The organism is Arthrobacter sp. zg-Y769 (genome assembly GCF_020907405.1).
Taxonomy (GTDB): domain Bacteria; phylum Actinomycetota; class Actinomycetes; order Actinomycetales; family Micrococcaceae; genus Arthrobacter_B.
In genome coordinates, this window is the sequence record NZ_JAJJOE010000007.1 from 230,190 (window position 1) to 247,680 (window position 17,491).

The window sequence follows — 17,491 nt, forward strand, 5'->3', positions numbered from 1 at the left end:
GCTAGCTATCGAAGCCGAGTGAAAACGCGGCGTCCAGGTCATGCTGCGAGTAGGCGCGGAACGCAATCTGCGTGGTGGTTCCAACGACCCCTTCGACCTTGGACAGGCGGTTGGCAATGGCGTCCGCGAGGTCCTCGTGGCGCTGGACCCGGGCAATGGCGATCAGGTCGCACTCGCCCGTGACCGAGTAGACCTCGCTGATGCCGTCAATCTCGGAGATTTCCTCCGCACATTCCGGGATCCGGGCGGAGTCGGTCTGGATGAGTACAAAAGCGGTGATCATGGCGGGGCCTTTCCTGCAGCGCTTATCTGCGGTGGGGTTGACGGTGCTCTTTCGAGCCTAGTGGATGGGGCGGTCCCGCCGGCGGGATGCCACTGTCCATGCCGCGCGGTGGCCCAGCAGGAACACACCGAGCACTATGAGCGTGACCACCTGGAAGCTGACGGCCGTGCCGCCCCCGGTAAGCGCGCGGATGCCGAGTCCCGCCGCTGCGGTCACCAGCCAGATAACGACGCCGGAGGGCCACAGCTGCACCGGACGGCGCCAGGCGCGCATGACGGCCCAGCCGAGCAGGCAGGCCAGCAGGAACGGCAGCGCCGTGGCGAGGATGCCGGGCAGTGCCAGTCCGTGTTCGTGGCTCTGCCGGCCGAGGGCGGCGAAGATGACGATCAGGACCAGATCCGAGGCGAGGAGCCAGGGCCAGAGCCGGACGGCCGTGGTGGTTCGGGCGGTTGTATCTGTCATGGCGTGCCCTCCCGGGCGGGGGTAGTGCGGTTTGCCCCGGTCCACCGCCGGACAGCGGGCCGGAGGTTAGGACCAGATGTCGTCGCCGCGCAGCGTGGCGTCGGCGCCGCCGTCGGTGTAGATGGTCTGTCCCGTGGTGTGGCTGTTCTCCTCGGAGGTCAGCCAGATCAGGAGCCGTGCGATAACTTCCGGTTCCGAGTGGCCGTTGAGCGGCATCGGGACATTTGCGTCCACCATGGCCCGTCCTTCGGGGGTGGACAGCAGGTCCCGCGTCATGGCGGAGACCACGGTGCCGGGGGCAACCGCGTTCAGCGGGATGCCGGCGCCGGCAAAGGCCGGGCTGATGCTTTCGCGGCGGACCCAGCGGCTCAGGGCGCGCTTGCTGGAGGGGTAGTTGAGGTAGCCGGTCTGGGGGCCGTTGTCGGCGAGTGCCTGGCCGATCCGCAGGGCCTCTTCCTCGTTGCCTGCGAGCAAGGCATCCACGAGCTCGGGGGAGTTGGGCTGCAGGCTGGCCATGGAGCTGACGACGGCGGCGCGCGGGGCGCTGCTCTTGGCCAGGACCGGTGCCAGTTCGGTCAGGAAGTCCGTGACGCCGAAGAAGTTCACGGCGACGGTGATGGGTGCGGGGGCGGAGATGCCGGCGCAGGCGATCACGGCGTCGACGTTCCCGCCGGCGAGTTCGACGGCCTTGGCGACGGCGGCGGAGCGGCCCTCGGGCTTGCTCAGGTCCGCCTCGACGTCGGCGTTGCGCAGGTCGACACCGATAACGGTGTTGCCGCGCTCTTTCAGGATGGCGGCGGTTGCTGCTCCGATGCCCGAAGCTGATCCGGTCACAATGTAGGTTCTAGTCATGTTTACAGTGTAGACCGGTCACCGACGGCATTTCAGTGCAGCAGCTCCTGCCAGTGGGCGGGGACCCGCCCGGCGGGGCCGGGAACGGACTGGTCGTCCGGATGGTGTGCCGGCGGGGCGAGCTCCGGTCCGGCAAAGACCGAGGAGTCCGCGTAGTTCCAGAACCACTCCTCGCCGGGTTCGAAGCTGCGGATGACGGGGTGACCGGTCTGCTGCTCGTGCAGCGTTGCGTGCTGCCCGGGCGAGCTGTCGCAGCAGCCGATGTGCCCGCATTCGGCACATCGGCGCAGGTGGTACCACCATCCCTGCAGCTCGTTGCATTCCACGCAGCCGGGGCCGCTGGGTGGAACCGACACGTTGACACCGGGGATCGGGTCCATGACGGACCTCCTTTGGATACGGGGACTCCGCCGGCACGTTGAGGTGCCGTCCCCACCACGGTAGCCAGCAGGCCGTCCCCGTCAACAGGTGCCGGGCCGCAAGGCGTTCCGGGAACGGGCCGTCCGGCTAGGCCAGCCAGGCGGTGGTGTCCGGCGGCAGCAGGCCGCCGTCGAGCCCTGCGCTGCTGTGCAGCACGGTCCCCTCCGGCAGCTCGACGGCCTCGGCCCCGAAGTTGGTGATGCTCTGCCACCCGCCGGGGCGCCGGAAGTGCAGCACGGCGGCCGGGCTCTCCAGCCACTCCAGCTCCTCCGCCGTCTGCTGCTTGCCGCGGAGCTCCAATGCCCGGCGGTAGAAGTTCAGGGTCGAGCTGCCGTCCTGTTCCTGTTCCGACACTGCCGTGGAAGCGAACTCATCCGGCTGGGGCAGATGCGCCCCTCCCGTGCCGAATCCGAAGGACGGCCCGTCAGCGGTCCAGGGGAGCGGCACGCGGCACCCGTCACGGCCTTTGTCCACCCCCGCGTTGCGGTGGAACGTCGGATCCTGCCGGTCCGCGTCGGGAATCGCCGCCACTTCGTGCAGGCCAAGTTCCTCACCCTGGTACAGATAGGCGGAGCCGGGCAGTGCCAGCATCAGCATTGTTGCTGCGCGTGCCCTTCGCAGCCCCAGTCCGCGGTCCAGGTCCGGTTCGGTGCCGCCGGAGAAAACCCACCCCTTGCCGTCCTGTCCCTTGGCGCTGCCCGCCGGAGCGGACGGCAGGCCGTACCGCGTGGCATGCCGCACGACGTCGTGGTTGGACAGCACCCAGGTGGAGGAGGCGCCGGTGGCGGCCGCCTGCTCCAGGTTGGCGGTGATGATCTCCCGGAACCGGACCGCGTCGAAGTCCGCCTGCAGCAGGTCGAAGTTGAACGCCTGGCCCAGGCCTTCCGGGCTGGCATACCGGCCGCGGCGCGAGGCATGCACCCAGGCCTCGGCCACTGCGGTGCGCGGAGGGTTGTACTCGTTGAACAGCTCCCGCCACTCGGCGTAGATCCCGTGCACCTCGTCGCGGTCCCAGAAGGGGTGGGCGCCGTCCAGGCCCTCACCTTCCGCCGCCAGTTCGGCGCTGGTTGCCAGCGGCTCGGTGAGGTCCTTTGCGAGTGCATGGGCCACATCGATCCGGAAGCCGTCCACGCCGCGGTCGGACCAGAAGCGCAGGGTCGTAAGGAACTCGGCGCGCACCTCGGGGTTCTCCCAGTTGAAGTCCGGCTGTTCCGGGGCGAACAGGTGCAGGTACCACTGCCCGTCGGGCACCCGTTCCCAGGCGCCGCCGCCGAAGACGGACTGCCAGTCCGACGGCGGCAGGCTCCCGTCCGGACCCGTTCCGTCGCGGAAGATGTACCGGCTCCGGGCGGCGGAGCCCTTGGGTGATGCCAGTGCTTCCCGGAACCAGGCGTGCCGGTTGGAGGAGTGGTTCGGGACGATGTCCACGATCAGTTTGATGCCGGCGGAGTGCAGCGCGGCGGCCATGTCATCGAAGTCGTCCAGGCTGCCCAGCCGCGGGTCGACGGCGCGGTAATCGTCGACGTCGTACCCGCCGTCGGCGAGCGCCGAGGGGTAAAAGGGGCTCAGCCACACGGCGTCGACCCCCAGCTGCGCCAGGTACGGCACCTTGGCCGTGATGCCGGGCAGGTCACCGAGGCCGTCGCCGTTGGCATCCGAGAAGCTGCGCGGATAGATCTGGTACACCGCGGCCTGCCGCCACCAGTGCGGATCCCTCATCGGGTCGGCGGGGAATGGCTGCTGCGCGGAAGCGGTCAAGGCGGTCCTTCGGGTATGGGGCGTGTGGGGCGTGTGGTGCGTTGTCTGGACTCTACCAACCTGCGCAGCTGAGAGGTCAGGGCGAGGCGGCACGGCGCTCGAGCACAACACGCTCGCGGTGGTTCCCGGCGAGGGCCGCGGCGGCGGTGAATTCCGCACGTGCCTCATCGGTCCGGCCGAGCCGGGCCAGCAGTTCGGCCCGCACGCTGGGCAGCAGATAGGATCCGTGCAGCGCTCCCTGGTCCGCCAGCCGGTTCACGATAGCCAGTGCAGCGACCGGTCCGGTGGCCATGGACACTGCCACGGCCCGGTTGAGGTCAACCACGGGACCGGGGGCGATCCGGCCCAGTGCCTCGTAGAGCAGGACGATCCGAGGCCAGTCCGTGGCATCGGCACGGACGGCGGTGGCGTGGCATTCCGCGATGGCCGCCTGCAGGGCATAGCTTCCGCGTGCCCGCCCGAGTTCCCTGGACAGTTCGTCGGCGCGGGCAAGAGCTGCGGTGCCGCGTTGGATCTGCGCCCGGTCCCAGCGGGTGCGGTCCTGGTCCGCCAGCAGGACGGGCTCGCCGCCGGGACCGGTGCGGGCGGCGAAGCGGGAGGCGGAGAACTCCATCAGGGCCACCAGCGCGTGTGCTTCCGGTACCCGGGGGATCAGCCCGGTGAGGATCCGTCCGATCCGCAGCGCCTCCGCCGCCAGCTCGGGCCGGGTCCAGTTCTCCCCGGTGGTAGCGGCATATCCTTCGGTGAACATCAGGTAGATGACATGCAGGACACCCCGCAGCCGCGGAGTCCATTCGCTCGGCTCCGGAGGTTCAAAGGGAACCCGCGCGGCCGCCAGTGTTTTCCTGGCACGGCCAATGCGCTGCTGCACCGTGGCCGTCGGCACCAGGAACAGCCGGGCAATCTCCTCGGTGCGCAGCGACCCCACCACCCGCAGCGTCAGCGCAATCTGGGCCTCGGTGGAGAGCACCGGATGGCAGGCAGTAAACAGCAGGCGAAGTACGTCGTCGGGCAGCGGGTCCCACTCGGGGGCCCCTTCGTCCTGCAGTTCGCGGGCCAGTACTTCGTAGCGGTCCTGCAGCCGTTCGGACCGCCGCCACCTGTCGATGGCGCGGCGTTTGGCCACCGCGGTGATCCACGCGCCGGGACTGCGGGGAATCCCCGTGCGGCTCCATGAGGCAAGCGCGTCGGCGACGGCGTCCTGCGCCGCATCCTCGGCCAGGCCGACGTCGTCCGTCACCCGTGCCAGGGCGGCAACAATCCGGGCGCCTTCGATGCGCCACAACGCGTCGAGGCGTCCCCGGACTGCTGCCTGATCCGCGGCTACTTGCCGTCCGCGTTCAGCTTCTCTTCTTCCTGCCGCCACAACTCTTCCTTCCGGATGTATTCGTTGTCCGCAAAGTCGGCGAAGTCGGAGGCTTCGGTCACGCGGCGGACCTCCAGTTTGGAGCCTGGACCCAGGGGTGCGCGGCTGGCCCACTCCGCGGCCTCCTCGCGGGAACCCACCTGCACAATCCAGAACCCGTTGAAGAGCTCATGGGTTTCGCCGTAGGGGCCGTCGGTGACCAGGGGCGGATCTTCGGCGAAGTCGACCACCAGGGCGCTGCCCTCGGAAAGGTCGGCGAGGCCTTCGCCGCCGAGCATCACTCCGGCGTTGATCATGGACTCGTTGTAGGCGCCCATCTGGTTGATGATCTGCTCAAACGGGACGTCCTTGGAAGCCTGCACTGCCTCATCGGTGGCCCGCATGATGAACATGTACTTCATGGCACTCTCCCTGCTGTTAGCTCCGTAGAAGGTGCTGATGCGCCTTCTACTATGACGTCGAACGGGCGGGATGGATATCGACAGCGGAGAAGAATTCTTTTCGGCCGCCGGCGTCGTCGTTGCCTCCTGTCTGGTTTCCGCCCTGTGCCTTTCCGCGTGCCGGGCCGGGATCTACAGTGTGGTGCATGGCCGGGATTCAGGTGCGCCTCCTGGGGCAGCCGTCGATCGAGTGCCCGGCCGGTGACGGGAGGCAGCCCCGTGGCCGGAAGGGCTGGGGGCTGCTCACGTATCTGCTGCTGCACCGCACTCCCACACCGCGGGGCCAGTTCGCCGCGATGCTGTTCCCCGATGCCGGGGATCCGCTCGGGGCGCTGCGCTGGCACCTGTCGGACCTGCGCCGCGTGCTGGGTCCCGGCTCGGTGCTGCAGGGCGACCCGCTGATCCTGCGGCTGCCGCCGTCATCGTCCTGCGACGCCGATACCGCCGCACCGTGGTCAGCGGCTACCCCGTCCGCCGAACTGCTCGAGCGGCTGGAGTTCGCTGACTGTCCCGGCTTCGATACCTGGCTGACCGTGGAACGCCACCGGGTGCGGCACTTCGTCGAAACAGCGGCCTATGAAAGGGGGTTGGCTGCCCTCGCCGACGGTGATGCCGGGAGTGCCGTGCAGTTCGCCGGGCAGGCCGTCAGCCTGGACCTGCTGAACGGGGACTTCCATGCCCTGCTTGTCCGCGCCCTCCTGGCCGGCGGGGACCGCAGCGGAGCCCGGGAGCAGGCCGCCCGGTGCACCCGCCTTTTTGCCGAACACCTTGGCCTGGGCATGCCAGCTGAAGTCCAGCAGGCACTGGCCGCCCCGGACGTCAGGATCAGCGCCCTGCCAGCCACCGCCGTCGCTGTCAGGTCCTATCTGGAAGCGGCCGCGTCCTGTCTCGCCGCCGGGGCCACTACGCCCGCGTTGGCGCACCTGCGGGTGGCCGGCGGCCTGGCCGAACGGACCGGGAACCGCCAGCTGCAGGCCGAGGCGCTTTTGGCCCTGGCCGGCGCCCTGATCCACGGTGCCGGCGGCCGCGGCGCCGAGGTTGCCGATCTGCTGCACCGCGTGGTGTCCCTCTCCGGGCCGGACGGCAGTCCCGCCGTGCAGGCGGCCGCGTACCGGGAGCTGGGATTCCTCGCCGTGCAGCGCGGCTTCCCGGCGAGCGGGCTTCGCTGGTTGGACCGGGCGTTGGCGACGGCGACGGGACTGGCGGACGAAACGGCCAGGGTATTGGGCGTCCGCGGCATGCTGGCCACCGATACCGCTGACTATCCCGCAGCCGCAGAGGCGCTGGGCCGATCGGCGGGTCTGAGCATCGGCAACCTCCGGCAGGAGGCGTTCGCGCGTGCCATGCTGGGCCGGCTGTACCTGCTCACCGGGCAGCACCGCACCGCCGCTGAGGAACTCGACGCGTCGCTGGTGCTTCTGGCAAGCGAGCACTGGGCCGCGTTCCGGCCGCTGGTGGAAGCCTTGCGAAGCGAGGCATACCTGTTTTCCGGTGCTTCTTCGGAAGCGGCGGAGATGGCCGACCATGCGGTCGCGCTGGCCGAGGCGTTCGGGGACCGCTGTTATCTGGACTCGGCGTTCCAGGCCAAGGCCCGGGTCCTGCTGGCTGCCGGCAACCGGGCCGCCGCGGGAGAGTGGATCCGCCGCGGGCTGCGCCCCGATCCCTGGTACCGCTGGTTCAGGGGACGGAACCTGGACCTTGCCTGCACGGTGTCGCTGCATTCGAATCCGCCGCTGGCACTCGGGTACGCACGGGAACTAAGTGAGCTGTCCAGCCGCTATGGCCACGCTGAGCTCACCGTCCGGGCCTATTCCTTCCGGGCAGCGCTGGGGGACTCCGCCGTGGAAACGGCGATTCCGCTATTGGCCGCCCGGATCATCAATCCCCGGCTGCGGGCTGACCTGGCCGGCCTTGCACACGGCACCGCACACGCCGCGGTCGAACACTGAGAGCGTCAGGCAGCACAGGGGCGGGATGTAAGCCGCGCAAACGCAAGGACGTGAGGATCATGACGGAAACGCAAACCAGTCCCGACCGGGAATTGAAGGCGAAGCTCCGGGCAGTTTGGGCGCTCGGGAACTACACGGCCGTGGCCACCGGGATCATTCCCAGCCTGGGACCCGTGCTGGTGGAGGCCTGCGCTATTACGGACCGGGATGAAGTCCTGGACGTTGCGGCGGGTACGGGCAACGCGGCCATTCCGGCTGCGGAGACCGGCGCAGACGTGACCGCCTCGGACCTGACACCGGAACTCCTCGAATCGGGCAAACGGATAGCGCAGTCCCGGGGTGCGCACCTGAGCTGGGTGGTGGCCGACGCCGAATCGCTTCCGTTCGCGGACGGCTCCTTCGACGCAGTGATCTCCTGCGTAGGAGTGATGTTCGCTCCGCACCATGGGCAGACTGCGTCGGAAATGGTGCGTGTGTGCCGGCCGGGCGGAAGGATCGGGCTGATCAACTGGACCCCGGAAGGATTCATTGGGCGCATGTTCGCCACCATGAAGCCGTACGCGCCGCCTCCGCCTCCCGGAGCGCAGCCGCCGCCGTTGTGGGGAAACCCCGAGCATGTGGAGTCTCTCCTGGCGGGCAAGGTGCAGAATCTCACAACCGAACGCCGGACCCTGCGTGTTGACCGGTTCGCGACGCCGGAGGATTTCCTGGGTTTCTTCAAAGCGAATTACGGTCCCACTATTGCCGTGTACAAGTCACTGGCGGGAGACCCCGGCCGCGCTGCGGCACTGGACGCGGAGCTGCTGGAGCTGGTGAGCCGGTTCAGCGCCGGCGCCGGCAACACGGCCATGGACTGGGAGTATCTGCTGGTCAAGGCACGGCGCGTTTAGGGGAGGGGAGTGCCCCCGGTCCGCACCCGGAAGTCCCCTGAGGGAATCAGTCGCGCCTTGTGTACAGCTGATGCTGTCTGGATCGCCCGCAGGCAGCATCAGCTGTACATCCGAGGAACCAACCGGCGGCCGTCGTGAAGCCGGAACGCTGCCCGAGAGGCGGCCAGCGGATTCGGTCACCACCCGGGACCACAGCAACCAGCACCGCATCGGAGGAAATCCTGCCGGGGAACCCAAAGCGGCACGAAGCCGGTGTGAACGCATCCAAGGGTATTCGGGGCAATTCAGGGTATCCGGACTCGGGGAGCCGGCTCCGGGGGACCCCCTTCTCAATGCTAGTTGACATAATGTGGATTATCGGCGTTTATATAAGGGTGCTGGAAGTGGAGAAAACCGCCTATATGCCCCTGGCTTCCATCCAGCCCCGAATACCCGCTAATCCCCCGTTTTTCATGCTTTCTTCGTCGGGTTTCCCGCTGCCGGAACCTCCGGTGCAGCCCGGACGCCGGCTGCTGTCCCAAGCCTAAAGCCGTCCAGCCGCTCGCCGGGCTCGAAAAGCGGCTGACCTGGTCAGCCGATTCCCAGCCTCCCGCTCCCGGATACACCGTCGCGATTCAGTTGACATAACGTCCCCCGGCAAGCTTCCGGCGCCGGTTGCACGGCTTTACATAACCGCCGGACTGCCACTGCCCCGCCGTGGAAACCGTACGACCTGGTCGTACGGTTTCTCCTTCTGCCAGCCGTCCAGGCAGCCCTCCGGTCGGTTGACATAATGCCCGGTCGACCGCGTGAACGGGTTGACATAACTGGCCCACCGACGCTGCCCTTCCCCGGGACTCCGCCGGTCCTTCCCCGGGACTCCGCCGGTCCTTCCCCGGGACTCCGCCGGACCGCAGCCGGGAATACAAAATCCGTACGGGACGTTGATCACTTTTCAGCCGTATTTCGTCATCCGTGGTCCGCCACGCCTGTACGGTTTGGTGCAGCGACTTTCGTTGCCCTATATGATCTACGCTTCACCCCCCACAATCAGGAGATAAGCACAAGAAAATGGCTACCGATTACGATGCCCCGCGCGTCAAGGAAGAAGACCAGCACACAGACTCCCTGGAGGGTCTGAAAGCTCAGCAGCGTGGCGGAGCGATGACAGCAGTCATCGATGTCGAAGAGTCAGACGCCATCGACGGTTTTGACCTTCCGGGTGCAGACCTCTCCGGCGAGGAACTCCTCATCAAGGTGGTTCCCCCGCAGGCAGACGAGTTCACCTGCATGTCCTGCTTCCTCGTACGCCACCGTTCGCAGATTGCCCGCGAAAAGAACGGCGAGGCTTACTGCGTGGACTGCGAGGGCTAGTCTCTCCCGAGCCGCACAGCCGGGTTCCGCCAGACGGCGGGCCCCGGCTGTTTGTCTTTAACGGCTGACGGGTTACCCGCCCCGTAGACAATGCGCATGAGCACCTACCTGCCCGCATCAGCCCTTCCGCTCACCCCGGCGGACCAGGAGCTGGTGGACCTTGCCCGAAACACCATTGACGCTGCCACGGACGCCGGCCCCGGCGCAGACGGAATTCACACCATGGGCGCGGCGGTCCGCACGGCCGACGGCGGGATGCACGCCGGCGTGAACCTGTATCACTTCACGGGCGGTCCCTGCGCCGAACTGGTCGCCCTCGGCGTAGCCCGGGCAGCCGGGGGGCTCGAACCGACCTGCATCGTCGCCGTCGGCAACCACGGCCGCGGCGTCCAAAGCCCCGGCGGCCGGGACCGGCAGGTCCTCGCCGACTACTACCCGGCGATCCGCGTGATCCTGCCGACGCCGGCCGGCCCGGTCAGTATCTCCGCAGGCGACCTGCTGCCGCTGGGATTCGTCCCGCCGGCGGCATAGTTCCCCTATGCCTGCCTCTCCCCTGCTGCGCCCCTGGACGGCCGCCGATGCGCCGGCCCTGCATGCCGCCTTTGCCGCCGATCCCTTACTGGAGCACCAGCTGGGGTGCCGGCTCGACGACGTCGGACAGGCCGCGGCGTATCTCGAAGCAAACCTGGCCGGTTCCCTGCAGCGGCGCAGCTTCGCAGTCGACGTGGACGGTGCTGCGGTGGGCAATATCGGACTCACGGCCATCGATCCGCGGCATCAGAGCGCCTGGGTGTCCTATTGGCTGGCGCCGTCGGTGCGGGGCCGTTCGCTGGCCGCCCGCGGTGTCGCGGCAGCAGCAGACTGGGCCCTCGGCGAAGGCGGCCTGTTCCGCCTCGAGCTGGGGCACCGGACCAACAACCCCGCTTCCTGCCGGGTGGCATGGAAGGCCGGTTTTCAACCGGAGGGCATCGAGCGGGCGAAACTGCGGTACGGCCAGGCCCGCTTTGATGTGGAAACCCACGCCCGGCTGGCGTCCGACCCGGTTCCGGACATCTATCCCCTGCCGCTTCAGTCCCCCGGTCCCTCCACGTCCTGAATCACCTCGTTGCGGCGCAGGAACCACGGCCGCAAAGGCGGGTCGAACCGCGCGAACCGCGGACCGCCCAGGGCAGTGAACCCCTCGGCGGATACTGCTGCCCGGAGGGCTGCGAGGTGGCCCTGGAAGTTGGCTTCGCTCCAGCGGCCGGAAAACGCGGCTGCTGCGGCCGCCTGCCCCGGCACCGACACAACGCTCACGGCCGGATCCCCGGGCACCGGAGCGGCGTCCGCCGTAAGGTTCCCGGGCAGGACAAAGGCCACGCAGAAGGCTCCCGGTATCGGGCTGGGTTCCATCAACACCGGCGCAGTCATGGCCAAGGCCGGCCCGGCCGTTCCCACCAGGCGCGGTTCCGCACCTGAGCGGGACAGGTTGTTTCCGCTGATGTACCCGTAGAGGTGCCGGAAGCCGGTGTTCCCCGCCCCCTGGAAGCCCGCATTCACTGTGACCTGGGCCAGCAGATGCGCGGGGTAATGGCGTAACTCGAAACCTGGGTACCGTCCCAGGACGGTGTACGGCTGCTGCTCGGTCATGGTGCAGACGAGGTTACGCCCCCCGGCCGCGCGGGAACACTGCAGCGGCCACTAGGATAAAGCGGTGCCCACCGATACCACTGCCCTGCTGCGTGACCTGGTCCTGCCGATGCTCGAACAGGAGCTCGTGCCGATAGTCCAACTGGGGCACCCGGCCCTCCGCCGCGAGGCGCTTCCGTTCGACGGCGAACTGGACGCCGTCGAACTTGAGGCCCTCGTCGCGCTTCTGCGGCGGGTCATGCATGCTGCACCGGGCGTCGGACTGGCAGCACCCCAGCTGGGTATTCCCCTGCAGATCGCGGTGCTGGAGGACACCTACGACGTCGGTGAGGAGGCCGCCGGCGTCCGGGAGCGGTCCCCGCTGCCCTTTTTTACGATCATCAATCCCCGGTATGAAGCCGACGGAGACGAGACGGCCGAGTTCTTCGAAGGCTGTCTTTCCTTCGAGGGCTACCAGGGCGTGGTCCGCCGGCCGCGGTCCGTGGTGCTGGACTACACCGACCTGCACTCGCGGCAGCGCATGGAACGTTACAGCGGCTGGCAGGCCCGGATAGTCCAGCATGAAACGGATCATCTCTACGGAACTGTGTACGTGGACCGGATGATTCCCCGGTCCCTGAGCAGCAACGCGGAATACGCCCGGCGCTGGACCTCACCGGGCATCGGCGAGGCCCAGCGCATCCTGGGGTTCTAGGCCCGCGAAGGTTCCGGCTCGCGGGCCTGCTCCGGGGCCGGGTTCTGCGGGGTGGGAAGCCAGCGGGCCCACCAGGCGAGCAGGTGCTCAAATCGCCGGCGGCGGTGCCACGGGGTGCCGCTGCGCGAGAGTTCGTGGTTCTCTCCGGGGAAGAGCAGCAGCTCGGTGGGCACCGACCGCAGCTTCAGGGCCGTGTAGTACCGCTGGGCCTGCTCCACCGGGCAGCGCAGGTCCTCTTCGGAATGGACCACGAAGGTGGGCGTGCGGACGGAGTCCACGCAGGCCATGGGGCTCTGGGCCTGCACCGCGGCGGGGTCGGTGCCGGTGTACCCGGCGCTGAAGAACCAGCCGATGTCCGCGGAACCGACAAAGGACAGCGGATCCAGGAAGCCGCGTTCCACCACGGCGGCGGTGAACCTGTGGTCATGCGCGATGGTCCAGGCCGTGAGGTAACCGCCGTAGGAGCCGCCCATAATGCCCAGCCGGCTTCCGTCCAGTTCCGGATGCGCGGCCAGCGCACCGTCCACGAACGCCAGCACATCGGCCAGGTCATGGGTGCCCATCGCCTCCTTGATGCTTCGCCCGTGCGCCTGCCCGTAGCCGGCCGAACCGCGGGGATTGCACATCAGCACCGCGTAGCCGGCCCGGGTGTAGACCTGCGTCTCGTCGAAATAGCCCCAGCCGTACTGGGAAAACGGACCGCCGTGGATATTCAGCAGCACCGGGTGCGGGCCCGGCCCCTCGGGCAGGGCCAGCCAGCCGTGCACGGGATAGCCGTCTCCGGAGGGGTGGGTCTCCTCCAGCGGCAGCGCCACCGCCGTCTCCCGGCGCAGTACGTCGGAGAAGTCCGTGACCGGGCGGATCCCGCCGTCGACGACGACGGCAAGGTCGCCGGCCGTCCGGGGATCGGTGTAGCTGACCACCACTGTGCCGTCCGCCGACCCGGCGGCTTCCACCACGCGGGAACCCGATACCAGCACTTCGACCCGTCCGCGCGGATCCACGGCCAGGAGCTCACCCGTTCCGCGGGTGCGGTTGAAGACCAGGACCTCGGAGCCGAGGTGCGGCACGACGGTGCCCTCCGCCAGGTCCACCGTCTCCGGATCCGTCAGCCGGCGGACCGCCGTCGGGTCGGCCGCCGGTGCCGCATAGAGGCCGGTGTTCCGGGCGACGAAGTCCGTCCCGGTGGCGGAAACCTCCAGGCCCAGGTAAAACAGCCATTGGCCGTTGGCACTTTCCACCGGGTCGGAGACCGTCAGCGGGTTCCCGGCGTCGTGGTTGGTGAGGCGGTTCAGGCCGGTGCCGTCCGGACGGATGCTGAAGACGTCGGAGGCCAGCGAGGTATCCATGTCCGGCGAGGACGTGAAGAGGATCCTGCCGCCGTCCGCCGAGAACACCGGCTGCAGGTGGTCCGCTGCGCCGGTTGTCAGCTGCACCGCCTCGGGCAGGCCCGAAACCGGCCCGGCGCCGTCCTTCGCCCGGCCGCGCGGGTCGATGTGGGGCTCGGCGTCGAGGTCCGGCAGTGTCAGGTGGAAGATCTGCACGGGCTTGTCGCCGGTGTAGCCAACCCCGTTCATCCGGTATTGGAAGGTGGTGATGAGCCGGGGATCCTCCGCTGCGGACCCCACGCCGTCCGTGGTCCCGTAGCGGCCGTCCTCCGGCACCCGGGCGGAAAACACCACGCTGCCGCCGTCCGGCGAGAAATTGAACCAGGACACCCCCAGCAACGCGTCGGTCAGCTGCACGGGCTCCCCGCTGCCGGCGCCCAGCACGTACAGCTGTGCCGGTTCACCTGGTGCTGCACGCAGGAAACCCAGGCTGGAGCCGTCGGCGCTGTACTTAGGCGAGGTGTCCCGGAAGCCGCGGGTGAGCCGGCGCGGCCGGCCTCCCTGCGTCAGGGGAACGCGCCACAGCTGCCCGGTATAGGCATCGGCGCCGAAGTCCGGGCGGGTCACGGAGACCACGCAGTGCAGGGCATCAGGGTGCACGGCCGGAGCGGACAGGGAATTCAGGAGAGGCAGGTCACATGGTTTCACGCTCCGAAGCCTAATGTCCGGAGCCGCCCGGGCCAACCGCCGCTTTAGGATGGACTCATGCCTTCCCTGCCGCTGCTGGCCTGTCCCGTGTGTGGCGACAGCCTCGAACCCGACTCCGGCTTCCGGAGCCTCACCTGCCCGTCCGGCCACCGGTACGATGCGGCCAGACAGGGGTACTTCAACCTCCTCACGGGCGGCGGAACCAAATTCCAGGCCGACACCGCGGCCATGGTGCAGGCCCGCACGCACTTCCTGGCCGCCGGGCACTATCTGCCCATGGCAACCGAGCTGGCGCGGCTCGTTGCAGCTGCCGCACCGGGCGCGGGGACAGTCCTGGACGCGGGCGCGGGCACGGGCTATTACCTCGGCGAAGTGCTCCGGCCGCTTTCGGGGGCCACCGCGGTGGCACTGGACATTTCCAAGTTCGCGCTGCGCCGCGCGGCCCGCGCACTGCCCGGAACCTACGCGCTCGTGTGGGACGTCTGGCGGCGGCTTCCACTGCGGGATGCGTCCGTGGACGTGGTCCTGAATGTGTTCGCCCCGCGGAACCCGCCCGAATTCCGCCGCGTGCTGGCCCCCGGCGGCATCCTCGCCGTCGTGACTCCGCGGCCGGAGCACCTGCAGGAAATCCGTGCAGAGGCGGCGATGCTCGGTATCGCAGCCGAGAAGGAGGAACGGGTCTCCGCGTCCCTGGCACCCGGCTTCACTCCCCTGCACACCGGCCGCTGCACCTACCCGATGCAGCTGGGCCGTGCCGACGTCCGAAACGTGGTGTTGATGGGTCCTTCCGCCCGGCACCTGGACGAAGCCGGTCTCGAGCGGACCCTGGCCGCCCTGCCCGACGCCGTCACGGTGACCGCGTCCTTTACCCTGCAGATCTTCCGCGCCGACTGAGGCCCGACGCACAAAACGTTATCCATCCGCCGCCCGCGGCCCTAGGTCTGCGGCACGGTCTCGGGCAGAATGTACTAAACGCCCGGTAACCGCCGCCGCGCGCGCTGCCGGTGCCGCAGGCAGCGGAACGAGCAGGACAAGCAGGACACTCAGGACGAGCAGGACACTCAGGACACGCGGAACTGTCCGGAAGATAAGGGGAAAGCGGATGCAGGAAGTCTTCGAATGGATGCTCAGCTATGGCTGGGCCCTCTGGTTGGTTCTTTTCCTCGGATTCGCCGCCGTGGAGGCCCTTACCCTGGACCTGTTCTTCGGAATGCTCGCCGTGGGCGCGCTGGCGGCTATGCTGGCCTCGTTCTTCGCCGCCCCGCTCTTCCTGCAGGTGGTGGTGTTCGCGGTGGTCTCCGTCCTCATGATCGGCGTAGTACGGCCGATCGCCCTGAAACACCTGCAGAAGGGCGACAAAGACCAGTTGTCCAACATCGACCGGATCATCGGCGCGCCTGCGCTGACGCTGGAATCCGTGACGGGTTCCTCCGGAACGGTGAAAATCGGCGGCGACACGTGGACTGCCCGCAGCGTTGACGGATCCCCGCTGCCCGCGGGCGTCGAGGTCAGCGTCGCACGGATCGAGGGTGCTACCGCCCTGGTCCAGGCGGCCGGAACCGGAACAACAGCAGCACACTGACAAATCAGGCGGCATGGCCGCCGAACCGAATGCGGGAATTCCGGAAGGAATCCCGCTGAACCAAACCGCGGAATCCGTCCCGGATCGCGCGGAACGCAAGGGGGAACATGAGTGGAACAGCAGTCCTATTAATTCTCGCCGTCCTGGTGATCTTTGTACTGGTCATCCTGGTCAAGGCGGTCAAGATCGTCCCGCAGGCACGGGCAGGCGTGGTGGAACGGCTTGGCAAGTACCAGCGCACGCTGAATCCCGGCCTGACCATCCTGGTTCCGTTTGTGGACCGGATGCTGCCGCTGCTGGACCTGCGTGAACAGGTGGTGTCCTTCCCCCCGCAGCAGGTCATCACCGAGGACTCCCTCGTGGTCTCCATCGATACCGTGGTCTATTTCCAGGTCACGGATGCCCGGGCAGCAACCTATGAGATCGCGAACTACATCCAGGCCGTGGAGCAGCTGACCACCACCACGCTCCGCAACGTGGTGGGCGGCCTGAACCTGGAAGAGGCGCTGACCTCCCGTGACCAGATCAACGGCCAGCTGCGCGGCGTCCTGGATGACGCCACCGGCCGCTGGGGTATCCGGGTCTCCCGGGTGGAGCTCAAGGCCATTGAACCGCCCCTGTCGATCCAGGATTCCATGGAGAAGCAGATGCGGGCCGAGCGGGAACGCCGCGCAACCATTCTGACGGCCGAAGGCACCAAACAGTCGCAGATCCTCACCGCCGAAGGACGCCGGCAGGCCGCCATCCTCGCTGCCGAGGGTGACGCGAAAGCCGCCATCCTGCGCGCCGACGGTGAGGCGCAGGCCATCGCCAAGGTCTTCGGTGCCATCCACAAGGGCAACCCGGACCAGAAGCTGCTCGCATACCAGTACCTGCAGACCCTGCCGAAGCTGGCCGAAGGCACGTCCAACAAGCTGTGGATCATCCCCAGTGAGTTGGGCGAAGCCCTCAAGGGTGTCGGCAGCGCATTGGGCGACTTTGTGCCGGACGCGGCCATGCACTCGTCCAACGGGAGCACCCCGGCCCAGGCTTCCGGACCCGCAGCCGGAGCAGGCCCCGCAGCCGGAGCCTAGCCCGTTCCGCTCCCCTGTTAGCCGATTCCCGTTCGGTGCCGGTATAATCGGTTGTTTGCCGGGCAATAGCCGCGGCACCGAAACGGGACCGCCGTCGGGAACAGCTGCGGCGCCGTCGGCGTTGTACTGACTGTGCGGCCAGCCTTAGGTGGCCTGCCGGTCCGCCTGCAGGGCGGCGGGCGGGTACGGCACCGGCATAACAAGGGATCCGCCAGCGGATCCAGCAGATTGAAGAGGGAGAAAAGATGAGCGATCGTAGCCTGCGGGGTATGCGCCTCGGCGCGCAGAGCATGGAGACGGAATCCGGTGTGGAGCCGGCTCCCCGCCAGCGGGTGGAATACCGCTGCGAGGACGGCGAGCGTGTTTTCGTAACCTTCGCTGCCGAAGCGGACGTTCCGCCGGTCTGGATCTCCAAGACCGGCAAGGAAGCCCTTCTGGTCGACGGCGAGAAGCCGGACACCAGCAACGACAAGCCGGTGCGGACGCACTGGGACATGCTGTTGGAACGACGCAGCATCGAGGAACTTGAGCAGATCCTCCAGGACCGCCTGACGATCCTGCGCGAACGCCGCGGAGAGCGCACCAGCGCCTAGGGCGCCGGAGCCAAAAAAGTCGGAGCCAAAAAAGTCGGAGACAAAAAAGCGGGGGGGGGGGGGCCACTGCGGCCGCCCCCCGGGTGGGTTTATCAGCCCCCGGCCGGGGGG

General features: G+C 68.2%; 19 protein-coding genes. 10 read left to right on the forward strand and 9 right to left on the reverse strand.

The window, feature by feature from the left end; translation table 11 throughout:
• Position 1 precedes the first annotated feature (1 nt).
• The 7 genes from LOC60_RS06560 to LOC60_RS06590 form a co-directional block, all read right to left on the reverse strand.
• Positions 2-283, reverse strand: a complete 282-nt coding sequence (locus LOC60_RS06560) for an Lrp/AsnC family transcriptional regulator (protein ID WP_230023711.1) — start codon at positions 281-283, stop codon at positions 2-4.
• A 57-nt stretch (positions 284-340) separates the two neighbouring features.
• Positions 341-745 (reverse strand): DUF3054 domain-containing protein, encoded by a 405-nt coding sequence (locus LOC60_RS06565; protein ID WP_230023713.1) that lies wholly within the window; start codon positions 743-745, stop codon positions 341-343.
• 66 nt (positions 746-811) lie between these two features.
• Positions 812-1,597 (reverse strand): SDR family oxidoreductase, encoded by a 786-nt coding sequence (locus tag LOC60_RS06570; protein ID WP_230023717.1) that lies wholly within the window; start codon positions 1,595-1,597, stop codon positions 812-814.
• A gap of 32 nt (positions 1,598-1,629) precedes the next feature.
• Positions 1,630-1,977: a UBP-type zinc finger domain-containing protein gene (locus LOC60_RS06575; protein WP_230023719.1), complete on the reverse strand. Its 348-nt coding sequence runs from the start codon at positions 1,975-1,977 to the stop codon at positions 1,630-1,632.
• A gap of 127 nt (positions 1,978-2,104) precedes the next feature.
• On the reverse strand, positions 2,105-3,736 hold the full coding sequence (locus tag LOC60_RS06580; RefSeq protein WP_230023782.1) for a glycoside hydrolase family 13 protein: 1,632 nt from the start codon (positions 3,734-3,736) through the stop codon (positions 2,105-2,107).
• A gap of 115 nt (positions 3,737-3,851) precedes the next feature.
• Positions 3,852-5,060, reverse strand: coding sequence for an RNA polymerase sigma factor (locus LOC60_RS06585; protein WP_230023784.1), 1,209 nt, complete (start codon positions 5,058-5,060; stop codon positions 3,852-3,854).
• A 38-nt stretch (positions 5,061-5,098) separates the two neighbouring features.
• Positions 5,099-5,542 (reverse strand): YciI family protein, encoded by a 444-nt coding sequence (locus tag LOC60_RS06590; RefSeq protein ID WP_230023722.1) that lies wholly within the window; start codon positions 5,540-5,542, stop codon positions 5,099-5,101.
• A gap of 185 nt (positions 5,543-5,727) precedes the next feature.
• Between LOC60_RS06590 and LOC60_RS06595 the strand changes: the two genes are divergently transcribed.
• The 5 genes from LOC60_RS06595 (at position 5,728) to LOC60_RS06615 (ending at position 10,869) form a co-directional block, all read left to right on the forward strand.
• The gene (locus tag LOC60_RS06595) at positions 5,728-7,530 is read left to right on the forward strand and encodes an AfsR/SARP family transcriptional regulator (protein WP_230023724.1); all 1,803 of its coding nucleotides are present in this window, start codon (positions 5,728-5,730) and stop codon (positions 7,528-7,530) included.
• 59 nt (positions 7,531-7,589) lie between these two features.
• Positions 7,590-8,420 (forward strand): class I SAM-dependent methyltransferase, encoded by an 831-nt coding sequence (locus LOC60_RS06600; RefSeq protein ID WP_230023726.1) that lies wholly within the window; start codon positions 7,590-7,592, stop codon positions 8,418-8,420.
• 1,050 nt (positions 8,421-9,470) lie between these two features.
• Positions 9,471-9,773 carry a DUF4193 domain-containing protein gene (locus LOC60_RS06605; RefSeq protein WP_227911407.1) on the forward strand — a complete coding sequence of 101 codons (303 nt, stop codon included), beginning with the start codon at positions 9,471-9,473 and terminating at the stop codon, positions 9,771-9,773.
• A gap of 96 nt (positions 9,774-9,869) precedes the next feature.
• Positions 9,870-10,304, forward strand: a complete 435-nt coding sequence (locus LOC60_RS06610) for a cytidine deaminase family protein (RefSeq protein WP_230023728.1) — start codon at positions 9,870-9,872, stop codon at positions 10,302-10,304.
• 7 nt (positions 10,305-10,311) lie between these two features.
• On the forward strand, positions 10,312-10,869 hold the full coding sequence (locus LOC60_RS06615; RefSeq protein WP_230023730.1) for a GNAT family N-acetyltransferase: 558 nt from the start codon (positions 10,312-10,314) through the stop codon (positions 10,867-10,869).
• Here LOC60_RS06615 and LOC60_RS06620 read toward each other — a convergent pair.
• Entirely contained in the window at positions 10,842-11,402 is a 561-nt protein-coding gene (locus tag LOC60_RS06620) for an SOUL family heme-binding protein (protein ID WP_230023732.1), read from the reverse strand. The genes LOC60_RS06615 and LOC60_RS06620 overlap by 28 nt on opposite strands.
• A gap of 64 nt (positions 11,403-11,466) precedes the next feature.
• Between LOC60_RS06620 and LOC60_RS06625 the strand changes: the two genes are divergently transcribed.
• Positions 11,467-12,096 (forward strand): peptide deformylase, encoded by a 630-nt coding sequence (locus LOC60_RS06625; RefSeq protein ID WP_442860386.1) that lies wholly within the window; start codon positions 11,467-11,469, stop codon positions 12,094-12,096.
• Here the strand turns inward: LOC60_RS06625 and LOC60_RS06630 are convergent.
• Positions 12,093-14,132, reverse strand: a complete 2,040-nt coding sequence (locus tag LOC60_RS06630; RefSeq protein ID WP_230023735.1) for a S9 family peptidase — start codon at positions 14,130-14,132, stop codon at positions 12,093-12,095. The two genes, LOC60_RS06625 and LOC60_RS06630, sit on opposite strands and share 4 nt — an antisense overlap.
• A 57-nt stretch (positions 14,133-14,189) precedes the next feature.
• Here LOC60_RS06630 and LOC60_RS06635 point away from each other — a divergent pair, with 57 nt between their 5' ends.
• The 4 genes from LOC60_RS06635 to LOC60_RS06650 all read left to right on the forward strand — a co-directional run bounded on the left by LOC60_RS06635 (position 14,190) and on the right by LOC60_RS06650 (position 17,380).
• Entirely contained in the window at positions 14,190-15,026 is an 837-nt protein-coding gene (locus LOC60_RS06635) for a methyltransferase domain-containing protein (protein WP_230023737.1), read from the forward strand.
• Between the two features lie 208 nt (positions 15,027-15,234).
• Entirely contained in the window at positions 15,235-15,714 is a 480-nt protein-coding gene (locus LOC60_RS06640; RefSeq protein ID WP_230023739.1) for an NfeD family protein, read from the forward strand.
• Between the two features lie 107 nt (positions 15,715-15,821).
• Positions 15,822-16,787 (forward strand): SPFH domain-containing protein, encoded by a 966-nt coding sequence (locus LOC60_RS06645; RefSeq protein ID WP_230023741.1) that lies wholly within the window; start codon positions 15,822-15,824, stop codon positions 16,785-16,787.
• Between the two features lie 245 nt (positions 16,788-17,032).
• A complete protein-coding gene (locus LOC60_RS06650) occupies positions 17,033-17,380 on the forward strand; it encodes an RNA polymerase-binding protein RbpA (protein WP_230023742.1) in 348 nt (115 codons plus the stop codon).
• Positions 17,381-17,491 lie beyond the last annotated feature (111 nt).

Coding starts and splice junctions, on each gene's coding strand:
- LOC60_RS06610 (WP_230023728.1), top strand. CDS start 9,870: ATGAGCACCTACCTGCCCGCATCAGCCCTTCCGCTCACCCCGGCGGAC.
- LOC60_RS06640 (WP_230023739.1), top strand. CDS start 15,235: ATGCAGGAAGTCTTCGAATGGATGCTCAGCTATGGCTGGGCCCTCTGG.
- LOC60_RS06615 (WP_230023730.1), top strand. CDS start 10,312: ATGCCTGCCTCTCCCCTGCTGCGCCCCTGGACGGCCGCCGATGCGCCG.
- LOC60_RS06565 (WP_230023713.1), bottom strand. CDS start 745: ATGACAGATACAACCGCCCGAACCACCACGGCCGTCCGGCTCTGGCCC.
- LOC60_RS06575 (WP_230023719.1), bottom strand. CDS start 1,977: ATGGACCCGATCCCCGGTGTCAACGTGTCGGTTCCACCCAGCGGCCCC.
- LOC60_RS06560 (WP_230023711.1), bottom strand. CDS start 283: ATGATCACCGCTTTTGTACTCATCCAGACCGACTCCGCCCGGATCCCG.
- LOC60_RS06570 (WP_230023717.1), bottom strand. CDS start 1,597: ATGACTAGAACCTACATTGTGACCGGATCAGCTTCGGGCATCGGAGCA.
- LOC60_RS06605 (WP_227911407.1), top strand. CDS start 9,471: ATGGCTACCGATTACGATGCCCCGCGCGTCAAGGAAGAAGACCAGCAC.
- LOC60_RS06600 (WP_230023726.1), top strand. CDS start 7,590: ATGACGGAAACGCAAACCAGTCCCGACCGGGAATTGAAGGCGAAGCTC.
- LOC60_RS06580 (WP_230023782.1), bottom strand. CDS start 3,736: ATGAGGGATCCGCACTGGTGGCGGCAGGCCGCGGTGTACCAGATCTAT.
- LOC60_RS06635 (WP_230023737.1), top strand. CDS start 14,190: ATGCCTTCCCTGCCGCTGCTGGCCTGTCCCGTGTGTGGCGACAGCCTC.
- LOC60_RS06620 (WP_230023732.1), bottom strand. CDS start 11,402: ATGACCGAGCAGCAGCCGTACACCGTCCTGGGACGGTACCCAGGTTTC.
- LOC60_RS06645 (WP_230023741.1), top strand. CDS start 15,822: ATGAGTGGAACAGCAGTCCTATTAATTCTCGCCGTCCTGGTGATCTTT.
- LOC60_RS06650 (WP_230023742.1), top strand. CDS start 17,033: ATGAGCGATCGTAGCCTGCGGGGTATGCGCCTCGGCGCGCAGAGCATG.
- LOC60_RS06595 (WP_230023724.1), top strand. CDS start 5,728: ATGGCCGGGATTCAGGTGCGCCTCCTGGGGCAGCCGTCGATCGAGTGC.
- LOC60_RS06590 (WP_230023722.1), bottom strand. CDS start 5,542: ATGAAGTACATGTTCATCATGCGGGCCACCGATGAGGCAGTGCAGGCT.